The organism is Rhodoferax sp. LB1P47 (assembly GCF_056521445.1).
Window position 1 is genome coordinate 72,948 of record NZ_JBWMAU010000004.1, and the last position, 18,972, is coordinate 91,919.

General features: G+C 64.2%; 14 protein-coding genes. 7 read left to right on the forward strand and 7 right to left on the reverse strand.

The genetic code is table 11. The annotated features are described in order from the left end of the window. Window positions 1-11 precede the first annotated feature (11 nt). Window positions 12-734, reverse strand: a complete 723-nt coding sequence (locus AC0969_RS06995; protein ID WP_479623427.1) for a response regulator — start codon at window positions 732-734, stop codon at window positions 12-14. Between the two features lie 143 nt (window positions 735-877). Beyond that, entirely contained in the window at window positions 878-1,204 is a 327-nt protein-coding gene (locus AC0969_RS07000; protein WP_479623428.1) for a hypothetical protein, read from the reverse strand. 282 nt (window positions 1,205-1,486) lie between these two features. On the opposite strand from AC0969_RS07000, the gene AC0969_RS07005 reads away from it, so the two are divergent. The 3 genes from AC0969_RS07005 to AC0969_RS07015 all read left to right on the forward strand — a co-directional run bounded on the left by AC0969_RS07005 (window position 1,487) and on the right by AC0969_RS07015 (window position 5,409). Then, window positions 1,487-3,991 (forward strand): ATP-binding protein, encoded by a 2,505-nt coding sequence (locus AC0969_RS07005; protein WP_479623429.1) that lies wholly within the window; start codon window positions 1,487-1,489, stop codon window positions 3,989-3,991. Between the two features lie 25 nt (window positions 3,992-4,016). Continuing rightward, window positions 4,017-4,424: a lactoylglutathione lyase gene (gene gloA, locus AC0969_RS07010; RefSeq protein WP_479623430.1), complete on the forward strand. Its 408-nt coding sequence runs from the start codon at window positions 4,017-4,019 to the stop codon at window positions 4,422-4,424. A gap of 94 nt (window positions 4,425-4,518) precedes the next feature. Then, a complete protein-coding gene (locus tag AC0969_RS07015) occupies window positions 4,519-5,409 on the forward strand; it encodes a caspase family protein (RefSeq protein WP_479623431.1) in 891 nt (296 codons plus the stop codon). An 85-nt stretch (window positions 5,410-5,494) separates the two neighbouring features. Here AC0969_RS07015 and eda read toward each other — a convergent pair whose 3' ends face one another. The 3 genes from eda to AC0969_RS07030 all read right to left on the reverse strand — a co-directional run bounded on the left by eda (window position 5,495) and on the right by AC0969_RS07030 (window position 10,068). Next, the gene (eda, locus tag AC0969_RS07020; RefSeq protein ID WP_479623432.1) at window positions 5,495-6,151 is read right to left on the reverse strand and encodes a bifunctional 4-hydroxy-2-oxoglutarate aldolase/2-dehydro-3-deoxy-phosphogluconate aldolase; all 657 of its coding nucleotides are present in this window, start codon (window positions 6,149-6,151) and stop codon (window positions 5,495-5,497) included. Next, entirely contained in the window at window positions 6,142-7,959 is a 1,818-nt protein-coding gene (gene edd / locus AC0969_RS07025) for a phosphogluconate dehydratase (protein ID WP_479623433.1), read from the reverse strand. The genes eda and edd overlap by 10 nt, the downstream gene beginning before the upstream one ends. A 186-nt stretch (window positions 7,960-8,145) precedes the next feature. Further along, on the reverse strand, window positions 8,146-10,068 hold the full coding sequence (locus tag AC0969_RS07030; protein WP_479623434.1) for a sigma-54-dependent Fis family transcriptional regulator: 1,923 nt from the start codon (window positions 10,066-10,068) through the stop codon (window positions 8,146-8,148). Between the two features lie 290 nt (window positions 10,069-10,358). On the opposite strand from AC0969_RS07030, the gene exaC reads away from it, so the two are divergent. Next, on the forward strand, window positions 10,359-11,879 hold the full coding sequence (exaC, locus tag AC0969_RS07035) for an acetaldehyde dehydrogenase ExaC (RefSeq protein WP_479623435.1): 1,521 nt from the start codon (window positions 10,359-10,361) through the stop codon (window positions 11,877-11,879). 108 nt (window positions 11,880-11,987) lie between these two features. Here the strand turns inward: exaC and AC0969_RS07040 are convergent, their stop codons facing one another. Further along, a complete protein-coding gene (locus AC0969_RS07040) occupies window positions 11,988-12,884 on the reverse strand; it encodes a diguanylate cyclase domain-containing protein (protein WP_479623436.1) in 897 nt (298 codons plus the stop codon). Beyond that, on the reverse strand, window positions 12,881-16,573 hold the full coding sequence (locus tag AC0969_RS07045; RefSeq protein WP_479623437.1) for a response regulator: 3,693 nt from the start codon (window positions 16,571-16,573) through the stop codon (window positions 12,881-12,883). The genes AC0969_RS07040 and AC0969_RS07045 overlap by 4 nt, the downstream gene beginning before the upstream one ends. A 109-nt stretch (window positions 16,574-16,682) precedes the next feature. Between AC0969_RS07045 and pdxH the strand changes: the two genes are divergently transcribed. The 3 genes from pdxH to AC0969_RS07060 are packed head-to-tail and all read left to right on the forward strand — an operon-like array spanning window position 16,683 to window position 18,857. Then, entirely contained in the window at window positions 16,683-17,333 is a 651-nt protein-coding gene (gene pdxH, locus AC0969_RS07050; RefSeq protein WP_479623438.1) for a pyridoxamine 5'-phosphate oxidase, read from the forward strand. 19 nt (window positions 17,334-17,352) lie between these two features. Beyond that, entirely contained in the window at window positions 17,353-18,126 is a 774-nt protein-coding gene (gene aat / locus AC0969_RS07055; protein ID WP_479623439.1) for a leucyl/phenylalanyl-tRNA--protein transferase, read from the forward strand. Next, a complete protein-coding gene (locus AC0969_RS07060; protein WP_479623440.1) occupies window positions 18,123-18,857 on the forward strand; it encodes an arginyltransferase in 735 nt (244 codons plus the stop codon). Before aat ends, AC0969_RS07060 begins: the two co-directional genes overlap by 4 nt. Window positions 18,858-18,972: the final 115 nt, after the last annotated feature.

Genomic DNA, 18,972 nt, shown 5'->3' on the forward strand with positions numbered 1-18,972 from the left:
CTTTGGATCATTCAAGGGGCGTGTACCGACCGCTCGGAGGGGGAACCCAGGGCCACCCGCTGGATCTCGCCTTCGTTTGCGTGGCCCAAGCTGTCCCCGCGCGCATAGGCGCTCAGCTTGCGGTAAATCGACTTCACATGGAGCAGCAGGTCGGGCTGGATGCTGAAAACCCGGTCGCCAACATGCTCCAGCGCCATGCCACGGGCTATCCAGCGCAAGATGCCGGCCTCGTCAGCGGTCAGCGGGTGGTTTGACTCACGCAGCGGCGCGGCCCAGGCCGATCCGGTCTCGGTGCCCAAGCGCAAGCGAAAGCGCCCCAACACCCGGTACGCCATGCTAGGGCTGATGGGTGCACTACCGGCACGCCAGCGATGGATGCTTTGGACCAGGCTCTCGGGCGCGCTGTCTTTGAACAGATAGGCGGTTGCCCCGGCTTCAATACATTGCAGCACCTGCTCGTCGTTGCCAAACGGGGTCAGCACCACGATGTCGGCCTGCGGGAAATGCCAGGCTGCGTGGTGGATCACCTCGATCGCCGAAATATCTTGCAAGCCCAGATCGACCACCACCACATCGGGCACGCACTGGTCCATCATGGCGATGGCGGCAAACCCGGTAGACACGGCCGCCACCAGGGTGAGCCGTGCATCCGACTGCACCGCATCGGCACAACGCAGCAAACAGTCGGAATGGCTTTCGGCGATCAAAACGCGGATAGTGCTACGGGACAACATGGTTGTTTTCCTCAACTCCCTGACGGAAGTACTTAAAGAGACCGATACGCTCTGCAAAGATTGCAGCAAATGGGGGACGAAACCGCTGGCGAAAAACCGGTGAGGAGCGGCCATATTAGTAAGGCGGGGCATCGTCCGCATCCTCAAAATTGACGAAAACCGGCGACGCTCAATGCCTCTGACTCTTGCTTGGCCAGTGCCGCACGTGTAGGCTGCGCCGGGTTGACATCTTCTGGCGGCATGCTGGGCACGTTCAGCCCCATGCTGGCCAAAGTACGGTGCCAACCGTCCGGCTCAAACAGCTTGGGCAAAAGCTGCCCGGTGGTTGTGCTGAACAACACGCAGGCCACCATCCAGAGCCATCCGGTCCGGTCAAAGTAATGGGATGGCGGCTGGCTGGATGTGGCAACAGGGGGCGACGGCAGCGCAGAGTCAACATGTTCAAAAGACGTAAAAGGTTCAAAGTTCATAGAAAATGTCCTTGACAATGGGCAGCAGTAAGGGCTGCTGCAACAGGTATGGACTTTCCGCTGCTTGCACCGTTACGTACTTAGCCCGCCTGAAAACAGCCTGAAAACTTCTGAAACTGTGCAAAAAAGCACATAAGTACCCCAAACCATCGCGTGCGATACATTTGGAAATAAGGATTTACCAGCACCCGCTGGACACGCCGGGGTGGTTGCGGTGGTTCTCGGAAATTGATATCCAAGGGAGTTTTGTTGTTAAACAGTTATCGATTTGGTCGCATTGAAGTGCGTCCATCCCAGCGCCTGGTGCTGGTGGACGGAGCCGCCACCAGCCCTGGCGCACGGGCCTTTGACGTGCTGATGGCCTTGCTGCACCACCGCGACCGAGTGGTTTCCAAAGACGAATTGCTGGATCTGGCCTGGCCCGGCCTGGTGGTCGAAGAAAACAACCTGCAAGCCCAGGTGTCGGCCCTGCGCAAACTGCTCGGGCCACAAGCCATCGTGACCATTCCGGGCCGGGGCTACCGGTTTGTGCTGGAAGCCAGCGATGCCGCCCCGGCCCTTGCACCGCCACCGGCAAGCGCCCCCACCCCCCATCTGACGCACTTGCCGCTGGTGCTGACACCGCTGATCGGCCGCACGCTGGACGTGTCCAACCTGGATACGCTGCTCGGACAACACCGCTTGCTGACCATCGTGGGCGCGGGCGGCATTGGTAAATCACTGCTGGCCCAATGGCTGCTGCATGCCCGGCGCAGCGCCCACCAGCACGGCGTGGCCTGGGTGGACCTGGCTTCGCAAACTTCGCCTGAATTTGTCGCCAGTACGGTAGCCGGTGCCCTGGGCCTGCAATCCGGCCACGGCGACCCGCTCAAAGGGCTGATGGAGGCGGTGCGCCCGCTGTCCATGCTGATCGCCATCGACAACGCCGAGCACCTGCTGGACGAAGTCGCCCGCATTCTGCAAGCCCTGCACCAGGCCGCGCCGCAGCTACAGGTACTGGTGACCAGCCAGGCCCCGCTCAAACTGGCCAACGAATGGGTCTACCGGCTGGATGCGCTGGCCCTGCCCGAACACAGTGCACCTCTGGACGTGGCCCGCCAGTGCGGCGCCGTGGCCCTGTTCGCCCAGCGCGCCCAGGCCGCCGACCGGCGCTTTGAACTCGGCCCGGACAACCTGGCCACAGTGGTCGAGATTTGCCGCCGCCTGGACGGCCTGCCGCTGGCCATCGAACTAGCCGCCGCCCGCGTGCCACTGTTGGGCCTTGTGCCGCTGGCCAGCTCACTCAACGAACGCCTGCGCCTGCTCAACGGCGGTGGCCGAGGCGCACCCGCACGGCAAAAAACCCTGCGCGCCGCACTCGAATGGAGCTATGGCCTGCTGGATGCCACCGAGCAAACCGTGTTCCGCCGCCTGGGTGTTTTTGTGGGCAGTTTTTCGCTCGAACTGGCGCAGCAGGTGGTGGCCGATGACACGCTAGATACCTGGGCCGTGGTGGACGTACTGGGCGCGCTGGTAGACCGCTCGCTGGTCATAGCCGATGGCGGCTCCAACACCAATGAATGCCCGCGCTACCGCCTGCTTGACACGCCCCGTAGCTACGCGCTGGAGCAGCTCACCGCCGCCTTTGAGGAACCCGCCCTGCGCCAACGCCATGCGCTGGCCATGCGACACCTGTTCGAGCAGGCCGACACCGACTTTTTTAGCGGCCAACAACGCATCGACGACTGGTACGCCGCGCTGGCCCCCGATCTGGGCAATGGCCGCGAAGCCCTGGCCTGGGCCATCCAGTTTGACCCGCAAACCGCCGTCGCCATTGCCCCCGGCCTGGCCGAAGCCCTGACCAGCGACCGCCGCCGCGAGCGCCGCTACGTCTGGCAGGCCACCGCCTTGCTAGTCACCGACCAGCTCCCCGCTGGTCTGCAAGCCCGCTGGTCGAGCCGGGCCGCCTACTTCTGGGCCTACCGCCAACCAGCCCTGGCCTGCCGCCTGGCCCGCCGCGCCGCCACCCTGTACCGCGCCCAGCCGGGCGAAAAACGCAATCTGTACCACGCACTGGCGGCCTTGGTCTACGCCCTGACCTACGGCGCCGAGCAGCGCCAGGAACAGCGCGAAGTGCTGAACGAGCTGTGGGCCATTGAAGACCCCGCCTGGCCCCCCATCGTGCGCAGCTACGGCCTGTTTGCATCCCTGACCTGCAACTTTGTTGAAGGCGCGTTCGACCTGGCCATCGAACAGCTACTGCAAAAAGCCGCACTGGATGCGCTGGCGGGCTACTCGGAAGCCCTGCTGCGCGGCGAAGACATCATTGCCTACATGGAGCTGGCCGCTGGCCGGGTCGATGCGTCCATAGCCCGCTATCTGGCCCTACAGGCCCGGCTGGTCAACACCCGCCACATGGCCACCCTGCTGCTGGTGCAACTGCACCTGACCGGCGCATGGCTGGCCAAGGGCGACACCGCTCAGGCCCGCGCACTGATGGAGGTCTGCTGGCCGCAGGTGCTGCACTTTGATGCCCAGGTGTATGCGGCCGACAACCTGGCCCTGCTGGCGGCGCTGGAAAACCGCCCGCACACCGCCGCCCGCTTGCTGGGCTATGCCGACACCGTGCATGCCGCCCACGGCAAAGCCCGCGAAGTTAACGAGGCCCGCTGCGCCCAGTGCGCCGAGCACCTGGCCCGCGAAACCCTGGACCCCTCCAGCTTCGAACGCCTGAAAACCCAGGGCACGGGCCTGCGCCATGGTGAAATTGCCGCGCTGGCATTTGACACCGCGCTACCCGCGCCATAACCATAACCACACCCTCCCCCACACTATGCGACTCCTCCACACCATGCTGCGCGTTGGCAACCTGCAACGCTCTATCGACTTCTACACCCAGGTGCTGGGCATGCAACTGCTGCGCATCTCCGAGAACGCCGAATACAAGTACACCCTGGCCTTCGTCGGTTTTGGCTCCAACCCCGAGCATGCCGAGCTGGAGCTGACCTACAACCACGGCGTAGACCACTACGAACTGGGCACGGCGTATGGCCACATCGCCCTGGGCGTACCCGATGCCTATGCCGCCTGCGACAAGATCCGGGCCGCCGGTGGCCAGGTAACCCGCGAGGCCGGGCCGGTCAAGGGCGGCAACACGGTGATTGCATTCGTTACCGACCCCGACGGCTACAAGATCGAGCTGATCCAGCGCACGGAGCACGCGGGCGGCGCAGGCATCTAACACTTATCCTCTTTATGAAGGATGAAGCACCCGCCCGGCATCTTGACCGGGCCTAGCGCCGGGCAGAACATGGTTTCTTTTTTGAGGAACCACCATGGCCACCAAAAAAGCCAACGCGCTGCCCGCCGCCGCCAAAGCCATTTCGCTGCACATCGGGCTCAATGCCGTTAGTGCCGCCGCCTATTCGGGCTGGACCGGGCCGCTGGCGGCCTGCGAGTTCGATGCCAACGACATGGCCGCCATCGCCCAAACCAAGGGCATGCAAGCCACCACCCTGCTGACCCGGCACGCCACCCGCAGCAAGGTGCTGGCGGCCATGCGGGCAGCGGCCAAGGCCTTGAAAACCGGGGATTTGTTCTTTTTGACCTACTCTGGCCACGGCGGGCAGGTCACTGACATCAACCGCGACGAGCCCGACGGCAAGGACGAAACCTGGTGCCTGTTTGACGGCCAAATCCTCGACGACGAGCTGTATTTTGAATACAGCAAATTTGCCGCAGGCGTGCGCATTCTGGTGCTGTCTGACAGCTGCCACAGTGGCACGGTGGCCAAGGCCACGCTGGGCGGCCCGGGCTCGCGGGCCATGCCTTTGCCGGTGGCCATGCGGGTCTACCGGGACCACCAGGCCTTCTACGACAAGCTCCAGCACGATGTGGCCAAAGCCGCAGGCAGCCAGGTCGCCGACCCCGATGCCGCCCTGGAGCAGGTCACGGTGAGCAACCGCCTGACCGGCGTAGTGGCCCAGTTCAAGCCCGGGCTGCTGCTGATTTCGGGCTGCCAGGACAACCAGACCTCGATGGACGGCGAGCACAACGGCGCGTTCACCGAGCAGGTGCTGAAGGTCTGGGCACACGGCGCATTCAAAGGCACGTACAAGCAGTTCCACGCGCGGGTCAAAGCAGGGTTGCCCGCCACCCAATCGCCCAACCTGTTTACCCTGGGCCGGACGGGCAAGTGGGCGGTGCAGACGCCCTTCTTTGTTTAAATTTGATAGCTGCTTGCGCTTATAGAATATGCGCCAGATGCTAATCTGACCATTAAAAAAGCGCCTAAAAAGGCGCTTTTTTGTATTAGGCCTTTTTCTTCAAGGCCACCGTGTCCAAACACAGCTGGGTGATACGCCCCCAGTCGCCTGCCAGCATGGCATCGGTGGGCACGATCCACGAACCGCCGACACACACCACATTCGGCAGCGCCAAGAATTCTGGTGCGTTTTGCAGCGTGACACCGCCGGTGGGGCAGAACTTCACGTCGAAGAACGGGCCGCTCCAGGCCTTCAGCATGGCGGGGCCGCCGGCTTGCATCGCGGGGAAGAACTTGAGTTCGGTGAAGCCGTCTTCTTGCGCCATCATGATTTCGCTGCCGGTAGCTACGCCGGGCAACAGGGCGATGCCTGCATCGCGGCAGGCTTGGCCTACGTCGCGGGTGTAGCCGGGGCTGACACCAAACAGCGCACCGGCTTTGGCGGCGGCTTGCGCGTCGGCGGCAGAGCGGATGGTGCCTGCGCCGATCACGGCTTCGGGCACTTCCTTGGCGATGCGCTCAATGCACTCCAGCGCCTGCGGGGTGCGCAGCGTGACTTCCAGCATGCGGATGCCGCCAGCGACCAGCGCGCGCGCCAGGGGCACGGCGTGGGCCACGTCGTTGAGCACGATGACCGGGATGACCGGCGCATCTTGCATGACTTGCAGGGCCGTCCAGCGGCCAGTGTGGTTGCTTAAACCCATGTGAGAGCTCCTTGTTCAGCGGTGAGGGCATTGCGGCGCATGCCCGAAAATAGTTCACGGCCCATACCGAAGGCGTTCGAGTCGCGCAGGGCTTCGGGCATGGTGGCCAGGGGCCGGGCGGCCCATTCGGCATCCGGCACCAAAGCCTGCAGCGTACCGGCCACGGCATCCAGGCGCACCACATCGCCGTCCAGCAACTTGGCCAGCGGACCACCGGCCAGGGCTTCGGGCGAGACGTGGATGGCGGCGGGCACCTTGCCAGATGCACCGCTCATGCGGCCATCGGTGACCAGGGCCACGCGGTAGCCCTTGCCTTGCAGCACGGCCAGCGGCGGGGTGAGTTTGTGCAACTCGGGCATGCCGTTGGCCTGCGGGCCTTGCCAGCGCACCACGCAAATCACGTCGCGGTTCAACTCGCCCGCATTGAAGGCCACATGCAGGGCATCTTGCGAGTCGAACAGGCGGATCGGGGCTTCGATGATGTGGCGGTCGTCGGGCACGGCAGAGGCTTTGATCACGCTGCGGCCCAGGTTGCCTTTGAGCAGCTTCAAGCCGCCGGTGGGGCTGAACGGGTTGGATGCGGGGCGCACGATGCTGTCGTCTTTGGACTCCAGCACGGTGGTCCACTGCAAGCTGCCATCGACCAACATGGGTTCGCTGCCGTATTCGCGCAGGCCGCCGGGGCGCACGGTAAGCACGTCGGCGTGCATGAAGCCCGCGTCCAGCAGCTCGCGGATGATGAAACCGGGGCCGCCAGCGGCCTGGAACTGGTTCACATCGGCACTGCCGTTGGGGTATACGTGGGACAGCGTGGGCACAACGTCCGACAAGGCGCTGAAGTCATCCCAGTCGATCACAATGCCTGCAGCGGATGCCACAGCCACCCAGTGGATCAGGTGGTTGGTAGAGCCGCCGGTGGCCAGCAAGGCGACCATCGCGTTGACGATGCAGCGCTCGTCCACCACATGGCCGATAGGGGCGTAGCGCTTGGCTTTTACGTCGGCCAGTACGGTGCGGGTGGCTTCGCGGGTCAACTCGTCACGCATCGCACCGCCGGGGGCCACGAAGGCGGTGCCGGGCACGTGCAGGCCCATCGCTTCGAGCAGCATCTGGTTGCTGTTGGCGGTGCCGTAGAAGGTGCAGGTGCCGGGCGCGTGGTAGGCGGCGGACTCGGCTTGCAGCAGCTCGGTGCGGCCCACCAGGCCCTGGGCGGCTTGCTCGCGCACCTTGGATTTGGCGTTGTTCGACAGGCCGGTGGGCATGGGGCCTGCGGGCACAAACACGGTGGGCAGGTGGCCGAATTGCAGCGCGCCGATCAGCAGGCCGGGCACGATCTTGTCGCACACGCCCAGCATCAAAGCGGCATCGAACATGTCGTGGCTCAGGGACACGGCGGTGGCCATGGCGATCACGTCGCGGCTGAACAGGCTGAGCTCCATGCCCGGCGTGCCCTGGGTCACGCCGTCGCACATGGCGGGTACGCCACCCGCCACCTGGGCTGTGGCCCCCCAACGGCGGGCCTCGGCTTTGACGATGTCGGGATAGGTTTGCATCGGCGTGTGGGCCGACAGCATGTCGTTGTAGGCGGTGACGATGCCGATGTTGAGGGCTTTTTCGGTGACAACCTTGAGCTTGTCGTTCACCGGCATGCCGGCAAATGCGTGGGCCACGTTGGCGCAACCCATGCGCTCGGCCCCCGGTTTGCGCTGGGCGGCTGCGTCCAAGCGTTCTAGATAAGCGCTGCGGCTGGGGCCGCTACGCGCACGAATGCGGTCTGTGACCGCCGCTACCGTGGGGTGGAGTGTCATGGTCTTTTGGTAACAAAATTACAGCCCGCATAGTACCCCCGAACAATGGGAGCGGACTGCCTAGGAGTTACCAGTAGGGTACGAAAGCCCCCAGAATAGGCGTAAAAACAGCTCGGCAGGTACTATCAAAAATATAGCTATTAGTGCATGCAATATATGCGCTAGAGGGAAATTTGACACTTAAAATTACGGGGCCCCAAGTTTCCGGTACAGGGTGTTGCGGCTCACGCCCAGCTGGCGGGCGGCTTGGGAGACGTTACCGTCGCACTCTTGCAAAACCCGCTCCATCGTGCGCAACGACTGGGCGCGCAGCGGGGCATCGGGGGCGCTGTCGGGGGGCGCATTTTTGCCGCGCAGGTCTTGGGCCAGGTCGTCGGGCAGGTGTTGCCAGTCGATCAGGCTCTCGCCCTCGTCCAACAAGGCGCAGGCGGTGCGCAGGGCGTTGGCCAGCTGGCGCACATTGCCGGGCCAGTTAAATTGCAAAAAGGCCGCCACCACGCTGGGGGCCAGTTGCAGGCTTTGGCCCGGGGCCAAGGTGGCCAGCAGGCGCTCGACCAGCGCGGGCTGGTCGCTGCGGCTGCGCAGGGGGGGCAGGTGCAGGGTGAGGCCGTTGATGCGGTAGTACAGGTCTTCGCGGAAGCGCCCGGCCTGCATTTCATCGCGCAGCTGGCGGTGGGTGGCGCAGACCAAAAAGAAGTCCAGCGGCACGGTTTTGCCGCCGCCCAAGGGCTGCACCTGGCGCTCTTGCAGCACGCGCAGCAGGCGCGCCTGGAAGGCCAGCGGCATGTCGCCCACTTCATCCAGCAGCAGTGTGCCGCCGTGGGCCTCGCGCAGGCGGCCGGGCGAGCCTTCGCGGCGGGCCCCGGTGAAGGCCCCGGGGCTGTAGCCAAACAGCTCGGCTTCGATCAGCGATTCGGGCAAGGCGGCGCAGTTGACGGCCACAAACGGCCCGTCTTTGCGCGGCCCGGCTGCGTGTACGGCGCGGGCGAACACCTCTTTGCCGACACCCGATTCACCTTGCAGCAGCAGCGCAATGGGTTTGCCGACCACCCGGCGGGCCTTGTCCAGGGCAGCGCGAAACGTGGCATCGCCGCTGTCCAGGGCCGACAGGGCATCGCTGCCGGCGGGTTCGGTGGATGCTGCGGTGGATGTGGCCGTGCGGGGCAACGGCAAGGCGCGGCTGCGGCCCCCGTCTACCCGCAGCCAGACCTGGCCACCGCTGGGGCCCACCACCTGGCGCACGGTGGCCGGGCCGGGCTGGAGCAGCAGCGCATGGGCCAGCGGCCAGACGGCTTCCAGCGGCACCCGGCCAATGCTGTCGCGCCCCAGGCACAGCCATTGCAGCGCGGCGGTGTTGGCCCCCAGCAGCCAGCCCTCGGCCGACACCGCCAGCTGGCATTCGGTGACGCTGCCGATGCCCTCAATCTGGCTGTGAAAGCGCAGCCGGATGTGGCTGGCGTGGCGGGTTTCAAACAGTTTGTGCTCGATCATTCGTGCCGCCGACCGGGCCAGGCCCAGGGTATGTGGGTGGTAACCCCGGTGGTCGCCGGAGATGTCCAGCGCGCCCAGCAGGCGGCCTGCGGGGTCGTGGATGGGGGCGGCGGCGCAGGTCAGGAAGCCGTTGCGCTCCAAATAATGTTCGCTGGCGTGTACGGCCACCGGTACCTGCTCGGCCATAGCGGTGCCGATGGCGTTGGTGCCCCGGTACTGCTCGTGCCAGGTGGCACCGGGGCGCAGAGCGACGCGGCTGGCGCGGTCTAAAAACACGGCGTCGCCCAGGGTGTGCAGCAGCATGCCGCCACTGTCGGCCAGGATCACCATGCTGTCGCTGCCCTGGGTTTGCTCGAACACAAACTCCATCACCGGGCGGGCGTGGGCCACCAGTTCGCGCTGGTGCTCCAGGGCGCGGGCCAGCTGGGCGGTGGACGCGTGCGGTGCGCCGGGGGTGCGGCCACTGGCTTGCAGGCCGAAGTCCAGGCTGCGGCTCCAGGAGCGGGCCAGGCGCTCGTCGAGCAGGCCGGTGGGCAGATCGCCCTGGTTGAGCAACTGGCGGCGGGCCTGGCGCAGCGCCACGGGGGTGGACCGAACGAGGGGGATAGCGGGATGCATGGTCATGTGTCTCCTTGCCACCACCGGTACGTGCCGGGGCAGTCTGTAGCGCTGCACTTTAGTGGGTGGCGGTGCTTGTGCCTAGCGGTTCAGCCAATGCAACACGGCATGTGCTCCATTTTGGAACACCTGTGCCACAACGGGCTGACACAGTCCGCCGCGCAGGCCCGGTGCGGGGTGGGTTTCAGCCAGAAACCGGGCTGTTGCGCCGCAAGCCCCGATTGGCATGCGCTATGCAAAGAGCCGACCGTGCCGATATGCGGTGCAACCATACCAATCAGGAGACTTTTATGCTTTACCCTAACCCCGGCAGTGCCAACGCCCCCTTGCAATTCAAAAGCCGCTACGACAACTTCATCGGTGGCCAATGGGTGGCCCCGGTCAAAGGCGAATATTTTGATGTGATCACGCCCATCAGCGGCCTGGTCTATACCCAGGCTGCCAGTTCAGGGGCCGAAGACATTGAGCTGGCGCTGGATGCCGCGCACGCCGCTGCCGACAGCTGGGGCGCAACGGCGGCAGCCGACCGCTCGAATGTGCTGCTGCGCATTGCCGACCGGCTGGAAAAGAACCTGGAAATCCTGGCCTACGCCGACACCGTAGACAACGGCAAGCCGATCCGCGAAACCCTGAACGCCGACGTTCCGCTGGCGGTGGACCACTTCCGCTACTTTGCCGGTTGCCTGCGCTCACAAGAAGGTGCCTTGAGCCAGCTGGACGAGAACACCGTGGCCTACCACTTCCACGAGCCGCTGGGCGTGGTGGGGCTGATCATTCCCTGGAACTTCCCGCTGTTGATGGCCGCCTGGAAGCTGGCCCCGGCGATTGCCGCAGGCAACTGCGTGGTGCTGAAGCCCGCCGAATCCACCCCGATCAGCATTTTGGTGATGATGGAGCTGATTGCCGACCTGCTGCCGCCAGGCGTGCTGAACATCGTTAACGGCTATGGCCGCGACGCGGGCAAGGCCCTGGCCACCAGCAAACGCATCGCCAAGATTGCCTTCACCGGCTCCACCGCCACCGGCCGCAGCATTGCCCAGGCGGCGGCCACCAACCTGATTCCGGCCACGCTGGAGCTGGGCGGGAAGTCGCCCAACATCTTTTTTGCCGACATTGCCGATGCCGACGATGCGTTTTTTGACAAGGCCATCGAAGGCCTGGTGCTGTTTGCCTTCAACCAGGGCGAGGTCTGCACCTGCCCGTCGCGGGCGCTGATCCACGAATCCATCTACGACAAGTTCATGGCCCGCGTGCTGGCCCGCGTCAAGCTGATCAAGCAAGGCAACCCGCTGGACACCGACACCATGATGGGCGCGCAGTCGTCGCAGATCCAGCTGGACAAAATCATGTCCTACATGGACATCGGCCTCAACGAAGGTGCCGAGCTGTTGGCGGGCGGCCAGCGTGCCGATATGCCGGCTGACCTGGCCGGTGGCTACTACGTGCAGCCCACGCTGTTCAAGGGGCACAACAAGATGCGCATCTTCCAGGAGGAAATATTTGGCCCAGTGCTGGCCGTGACCACCTTCAAGGACGAAGCCGAGGCCCTGGCCCTGGCCAACGACACGCCCTACGGCCTGGGTGCCGGTGTGTGGAGCCGCGACGGCAGCGTGGCCTACCGCATGGGCCGGGGCATCAAGGCCGGGCGCGTGTGGACCAACTGCTACCACGCCTACCCCGCGCATGCCACCTTCGGCGGCTACAAAGAGTCGGGCATCGGCCGCGAAACCCACAAGATGATGCTGGACCAGTACCAGCAGACCAAGAACCTGCTGGTCAGCTACAGCCCCAACAAGCTCGGGTTCTTCTAAAGAGGTGTGGTGCTATGCTTTTTTATATCAAAAAGCATAGCTTGTAGCGCATATTAAATAAGCGCCAGCAGTATTTTTAGTGCCTGAAAAATGGCCTAAAAATAAGCATCAGCTGGTCCAGCAAACCCGGTTTCTACCGAGTTGCTTGGCCAGGTACAGCTGCTGGTCGCTGTGCTCCAGCACGCCCGCAGGCACCGCGCCACCGGGCGGCAGCAGCACCGAGGTGCCGCCCAGGCTGATGGATAAATACGGGCCGGCCAGCGATTTCTCGTGCGGAATGGCCAGATCCTCCACCGCCTGGCGGGCCAGTTCGGCGCAGGCCCGGCCGCCTTCGGCATCGGTGTTGGGCAGAAACAGCACGAACTCTTCGCCCCCGTAACGGGCCACCAAATCGTCTTCGCGCTTCAGGGTTTGCTGCACCGCACCGGCCACCTGGCGCAACACCCGGTCACCGCCGCTGTGGCCGTAGTGGTCGTTGTAGAGCTTGAAGTGGTCCACGTCGAGCAAGACCACCGACACGTGCTGCCCCGGCGGCCAGCGCAGTTGCAGGGCTTGCTCCAGGCGGCGGCGGTTAGGGATTTCGGTCAGTGCGTCCACCAGCGCCAGGCGCTCCAGCAGGCGGCGGTGCGACACGGCTTCCACGTGGTTGCGCACCCGGGCCCGCACGATGGGCGCGTGAAACGGCTTGGTGATGTAGTCCACCGCGCCCAGCAGCAGGCCTTTTTCTTCGTCGGCCACGCTGTCCAGGGCCGAGATGAAGATGACCGGAATGTGGCGCGTATCGTCCTGGCTTTTCAGGATGCGCAGTACCTGGTAGCCGTCGATGTCGGGCATCACCACGTCCAGCAGCACGATGTCCGGGCGGTGGCGGGCGGCCAGGGCCAAGGCCATTTCGCCGTTTTTGGCCAGAATGACCTTGTAGTCGTCTTTCAGCACCTCGGCCAGCAGGCCCCGGTTGCTGGGTTCGTCGTCCACCACCAAAATTTTGACCCGCTCGGTGTTCATGGTGTCGTGTTTTCTGCCAGTACGCGTTGCAGCAGGGCCTGGGTGCGGGCGATGGCTGGCTCGTACTCCACATCTTCCACCAGCCGCACCAGCTCGGCCACGGCGGCGGCGTGGGGCGTGGCTCGGCTGCCTTGCTGCAAGCGGCGCACCAGGTCGATGGACAAGGCATCGTCTTGCTGCAAGCACTGCAACAGCTGTTCCAGCGCCTGCACGGTGTCAAAGGCGATGTCGGGTGCGGCGGCGGCATCCTCTGGCGCCAGCCCTCGCAGGGCGTCCAGCACGTTGGCCAATGCCCGCAGCAAGGCGGTAACTTCGGTGGCAGCGGGGAGCTGGTCTTTGGCGGATTTTTCGACCGCCCGCGCGGCATCGGCCAGGTTTGGCGCGCCAATCCCTTCCGCATTGGCCTTGAGGGTGTGGGCCAGCCGGTAGATGTCTTCGCGCTTGCCAGCGGCCAGCCACTCTTGCAGCAGCGCCGGTGCCCCGCCATATTCCGAGGCAAAACCGCGCAGCACGCTCAGGTAGAAGGGCTTGCGGCGCATGTGGTGGGCCAGGCCGGAGTCGGTGTCGATGCCAAAGGCGGCCAGTTTGACAAAAACCGCTGCATGCGGGTCGCTGGATGCAGATGGGGCGAGCGGCATGGGCTGGCTCACCGGGGTGCCGTTGTCGGGGTCGCTGGCGCGGCGGCGGGGCAGCCAGCGCGCCAGGGTGTCGAAGAGTTGCTTGGGGTCGATGGGCTTGGTGAGGTGGTCGTTCATGCCGGATTGCAGGCTTAACTCGCGGTCGCCGCCCATGGCGTGGGCGGTCATGGCGATGATGGGGAGCTGGGCAAAGCGGGAATCGGCACGCAGCAGCCGGGTGGCGCTGAAGCCGTCCATTTCGGGCATCTGGATGTCCATCAGCACCAGGTCATAGGCGTTGGTGCGGGCCATAGCGACGGCCTCCAGGCCGTTCACCGCCACGTCGGCCATGATGCCGACCTCGGCCAAAAACTCCAGTGCCACCTGGCGGTTCAGCGGGCTGTCTTCGGCCAGCAAGATACGCGCGCCGCGCTGGCGCAGCAGTTCGATGGGTTTGACCAGTTGCAGCACCCGCTCTTGCCGTCGTGCCCGCATCACCTCGCTGCCCAGCAGGGATTCGACGATGGCATCGTGCAGGGTGGATTCATTCACCGGCTTGGTCAGCACCTGTTCGATGCCCACGGCGGCGGCTTCGGCCCCCAGGCCTTCGTGGCTGTAGGAGGTGACCATCAGAATCGCCATGGGGGCCTCGGCGTGCGCATCCAAGCCGATGCGGCGGGCGGTTTCTACGCCGTCCATGCCCGGCATATTGCAGTCCAGCAGCATCAGCGCATACGGGTCTGCGCTGGTCTGGGCCTGGCGGATCATGGCCAGGCCTTCTTCGCCCGAGGCGGCGCTGTCGGGGCGCAAGCCCATCTGGCTGAGCATGCCGGTAAGGACATTGCGGGCCATGCCGTTGTCGTCCACCACCAGGGCGCGGGCCTTGTGCAGGCCATCCACCACGGGGCAGTTTTGGCCATCACCGTCCACCTGGGTATTTAGGGCTAGGGGCACAGTAAAGCTAAAGGCGCTGCCCTGCCCCACCACGCTGTCCACCGCCATGCTGCCGCCCATCATCTCCACCAGCTCTTTGCAGATGGCCAGCCCCAGGCCGGTGCCGCCGTATTTGCGGGTGATGGAGTCGTCGGCCTGGGTAAAGGGTTCAAACAGCGCTTCCAGCCGGTCGGCCGCCACGCCGGTGCCGCTGTCTAGCACGGTAAAGCACATCTGCACCTGCTGCGGGGTGCGGCTGGTGCAGCGCACCCGCAGCACCACTTCGCCATGTTCGGTGAACTTCACCGCGTTGGTGGCCAGATTGATGATGACCTGGCCCAGCCGCAGCGCATCGCCCACCATGTGCCGGGGCACGTCGGGGGCCACGTCGAACAGCAGCTCCAGGCCCTTGGACTGGGCCCGCAACGAAACCACGCTGGAGACGCTTTTGAAGACATCCAGCAAATGGAACGGCAGGTGCTCCAGCGCCATGCGGCCGGCTTCGATTTTGGAAAAGTCGAGCACGTCGTTGATGATGTTGAGCAGGGATTCGGCCGAGGTGAAAATTTTGTCCAGGTAATCGCGTTGTTTGGTACTGAGGTCGGTTTTCAGCGCCAGGCGGCTCATGCCCATCACGGCGTTCATGGGGGTGCGGATTTCGTGGCTCATGCGGGCCAGGAAGCTGGATTTGGCCTCGTTGGCCTTGCGCACGTCTTCCATCGCCAGCGCCAGCTGTTGGGTGCGGGCTTCGACCTTGCGCTCCAGGGTTTCGCTGTTTTCGTCCACCTGCCGGGCCATGCTGCGAAAGGTGCGGGCCAGCACGCCCATTTCATCGCGCCGCTCTACCGGCAAGGCCAGCGCACCACTGGCCACGGCGTGGTGGTCGCCGTCTGCAACCTTGCGCGAGGCCTCCACAAAAGCCTGCAAAGGTTGCACCACTTTGCGGCGCAGCACCAGGTACAAGGCCAGCAATTCCAGCAGCAAGGCCGCCACGCTCAAGGCCAGAATGAAGGCGGCGGTTTGCCGCGCGGTAGAGGTCAGCAGCGACTTGGGGTAGACGGTGACAAACCACCAGTTGGGCCCGTCCAGCCGCCCGACCGCCAGGAACGCGTCGTTCACCGTGTCGTCCACCAACACGCTGCTGGCACCACCGGCGGGCAGTGCCGCCGTGATCTGCGCGTACATGCTGGAGAGCACCGGATCGCCCATTTTTTGGACTTCCAGCACGCCCTTGGCGGCATCCATCTCTTTGATTTTGTCGGGGTGGGCCACCAGCCGGCCATCGGGGCGGATGATGAAGTTTTTGGCCCCGGTTAAATGGTCGTCAAACACCCGTTTGAATACCGCATTCAGCAAAATGTCTTGCCCCAGGGTGGCCAGATGGCGGCCGTCCAGGTCTACCGGGGCTTCGGCCGATACCATCCATTCGTTGGCGGTGGGGTCAAAATACATGCCGGTCCATACGGTGGCGCGCTGGGGGTTGTTTTTAGGCGTGGCAATCTCCATCCATTCTTCCAGCGCCATATTGAGCCCGGCTTCGGCATTCAGACCCCAGGGCAGGCTGGGCCAGTAAACGATGTTGAAGTTCTCGGGCGAGTGCACATACACATTGGCAAAGCGGTTCACCCAGGCCGGGCCAAACCGGTCCAGTAAACGCCACGACAGCACCAGCCGGTTGCGCAGGTCGGCATCTATCTGCTCCGGGGGCATGCCGACAAAGCCGCTGATGTGGCGGCTTTGCGTGCCGTCTGGGCGGGGGAATCCATTGAAAACCTCTTTGCGCAGCCGGGTAGAGCCATCGGCCAGGGTTTCATAGAGATGGTTGAAATCGGCCTCGGACACCGGGGCCATGCGGCGGTAGTCGTCCAGAAAGCTCAGCTTCAGCACATCCAGGTTGTCCATCGCCAGCTTGAACACCGCGCCCTCTTTGGCACCGCGCTCGGCGATGTATTTGTGCAGTTTGTCCTGGGTCTCTACGCTCAGGGTGCTGACGATATGGAAATACGAAATGAGCGTGACGGCCAGCACCACCGCCGTGATGCGCACCGCCATTTGCAGCAGCGTGTGGACCGTGAGCGAATCACGCCAGCCTATGGGCGCATCTGGCACAGGGACCGGGGTGGCGGATACAGTAGTCATGGTGTTCCAGCTGTCAGGCAAATTGCAACAACAGGTTAACGGAGGCGGTCCGTATCCGTCAACGTGCCGTCTGGACCCACGGGCATGGTTCAGCGGCACAATCGCGTCTATGAGTCTACCCAACACCCCGCTTGCCGATTTGCGTAAAAGTTACGAACGCGCCGAGCTCAATGAAGATGCGTCGCACGCCGACCCCCTGCTGCAATTTGGCCAATGGCTGAACGAAGCTATCGCCGCCCAAGTGCCCGAGCCCAATGCCATGACCCTGGCCACCGTGGGGCAGGATCTGCGCCCGTCCACCCGCATCGTTCTGGTCAAGGGTTTTGATGCGCGCGGCATCGTCTGGTACACCAATTTTGAGAGCCGCAAGGGGCACGAGCTGGCAGGCAACCCGTTTGCTGCCCTGCAATTCCACTGGGTGGAGCTGGAGCGCGTGGTGCGCATCGAGGGCCTGGTGACCAAGGTGAGCGACGAGGAGGCCGATGCCTACTTCCACAGCCGCCCGCTGGATTCGCGCATCGGGGCCTGGGCCTCGCCGCAGTCGCAGGTGATCTCCGGGCGCGGGGTACTGGTGGCCAATGCGGCCAAATTCGGCGCTAAATTTTTACTCAACCCGCCGCGCCCACCGCACTGGGGCGGCTACCGGCTACAGCCCGACAACTGGCAATTCTGGCAAGGCCGCAAAAGCCGCCTGCACGACCGCCTTCGCTACACATTAGATAGCACCTCATGCTGGCAGCGTGAGCGCTTGGCCCCTTAATCGTTTAAACCCCGCTGGCATGTCACGCAAGAACACCCCTGACGCACCAGTGCCCTGGCTCACGCCCGGCGAAGACTTCCCGCCTGTCAGCCAGGCCTGGGGACCGATGGACCCCGCACCGGGTTTGTTAGCCGCTGGCGGCGCGCTGGATGTAGACAGCCTGCTGCGGGCCTACAGCCAAGGAATTTTTCCGTGGTTTAGCACCGGCCAGCCGATTCTTTGGTGGAGCACCGACCCGCGCATGGTGCTGCATACCGATGCGTTTCGGCTGCACCGGTCATTAAAAAAAACCATAGCTGCATTCGCAGGTAGCATAAGCGCAGAGGTGCGTTTTGACACCCAATTCTCAGCCGTCATCCGCGCCTGCTCGGGCAGCCCGCGTCCCGGCCAGTCGGGCACCTGGATCGTGCCCGAGATGGTGCAGGCCTACGAAGCCCTGCACCAGGCCGGCCATGCACACAGCGTAGAGACCTGGATCAACGGGCAACTGGTCGGCGGGCTGTACTGTGTGGCCATAGGGCGGGCGGTGTTTGGCGAGTCGATGTTCACCCGCGTGCCCGATGCCTCCAAAATCGCCCTGGCCGCGCTGGTGTGTTTTTGCCGCGTCCACGGCATTCCGCTGGTCGATTGCCAACAAAATACAGCCCACTTGGCATCGCTGGGCGCGCGCGAAATGCCCCGGGCGGCGTTTTGTGCACAGGTGACACGCAATGCCGCTCAGCCGGGGCCCGTCTGGCAATTCGACCCCTTGTATTGGAATGCGCTGTCCCCCCAACTGCACTGCCCACCGTGACACAACTGACCGACCTGCCCCTGCAAACCTTGCAGTTTTACGCCACCGCACCCTACCCGTGCAGCTACCTGCCCGAGCGGCAGGCCCGCTCCCAGGTGGCCACCCCTAGCCATCTGGTGCAGAGCGACACCTATTCCGCGCTGGTGCGCACCGGGTTTCGGCGCAGCGGCCTGTTCACTTACCGCCCATATTGCGACGGCTGCCAAGCCTGCCTTCCGCTGCGTGTGCCGGTGGACCGCTTCCTGCCCGACCGTAGCCAACGCCGGGCCAAAGTGCAGCACGGCGCGTTGCAGGTCCGCGTGCTGCATCTGGGCTTTGTGCCAGAGCACTACCAGCTGTATTTGCGCTACCAAAATGGCCGCCACGCGGGTGGCGGCATGGACCAGGACAGCATCGACCAATACACCCAGTTTTTACTCCAAAGCCGGGTCGATTCACGGCTGGTGGAGTTCCGCGAAACAGCGGCAGACGGCACGCTGGGCGCACTCAAAATGGTGTCCATTCTGGATGTGCTGGACGATGGGCTGTCGGCGGTCTACACCTTTTATGAACCTGAAGAACGCGCCAGTTACGGCACCTACAACGTACTGTGGCAAATAGAGCAGGCCCAGCAGCTGGGTTTGCCCTATGTGTACCTGGGCTACTGGATCGCCCAAAGCCAAAAGATGCTGTACAAGGCCCGCTTTTTGCCCCACGAGGTGCTGAGCAACGGCGTTTGGGCCGAGGGCTAAGCCAGGCCATCAGGACTTACGCAAGACCCTCTGCGCGCCCAGAGTGCGACACAAAGGACGCTGGGTAAGTCCGCCCCATTTCACATCATGCAATTCGGCATTTCACAAGGTAAGA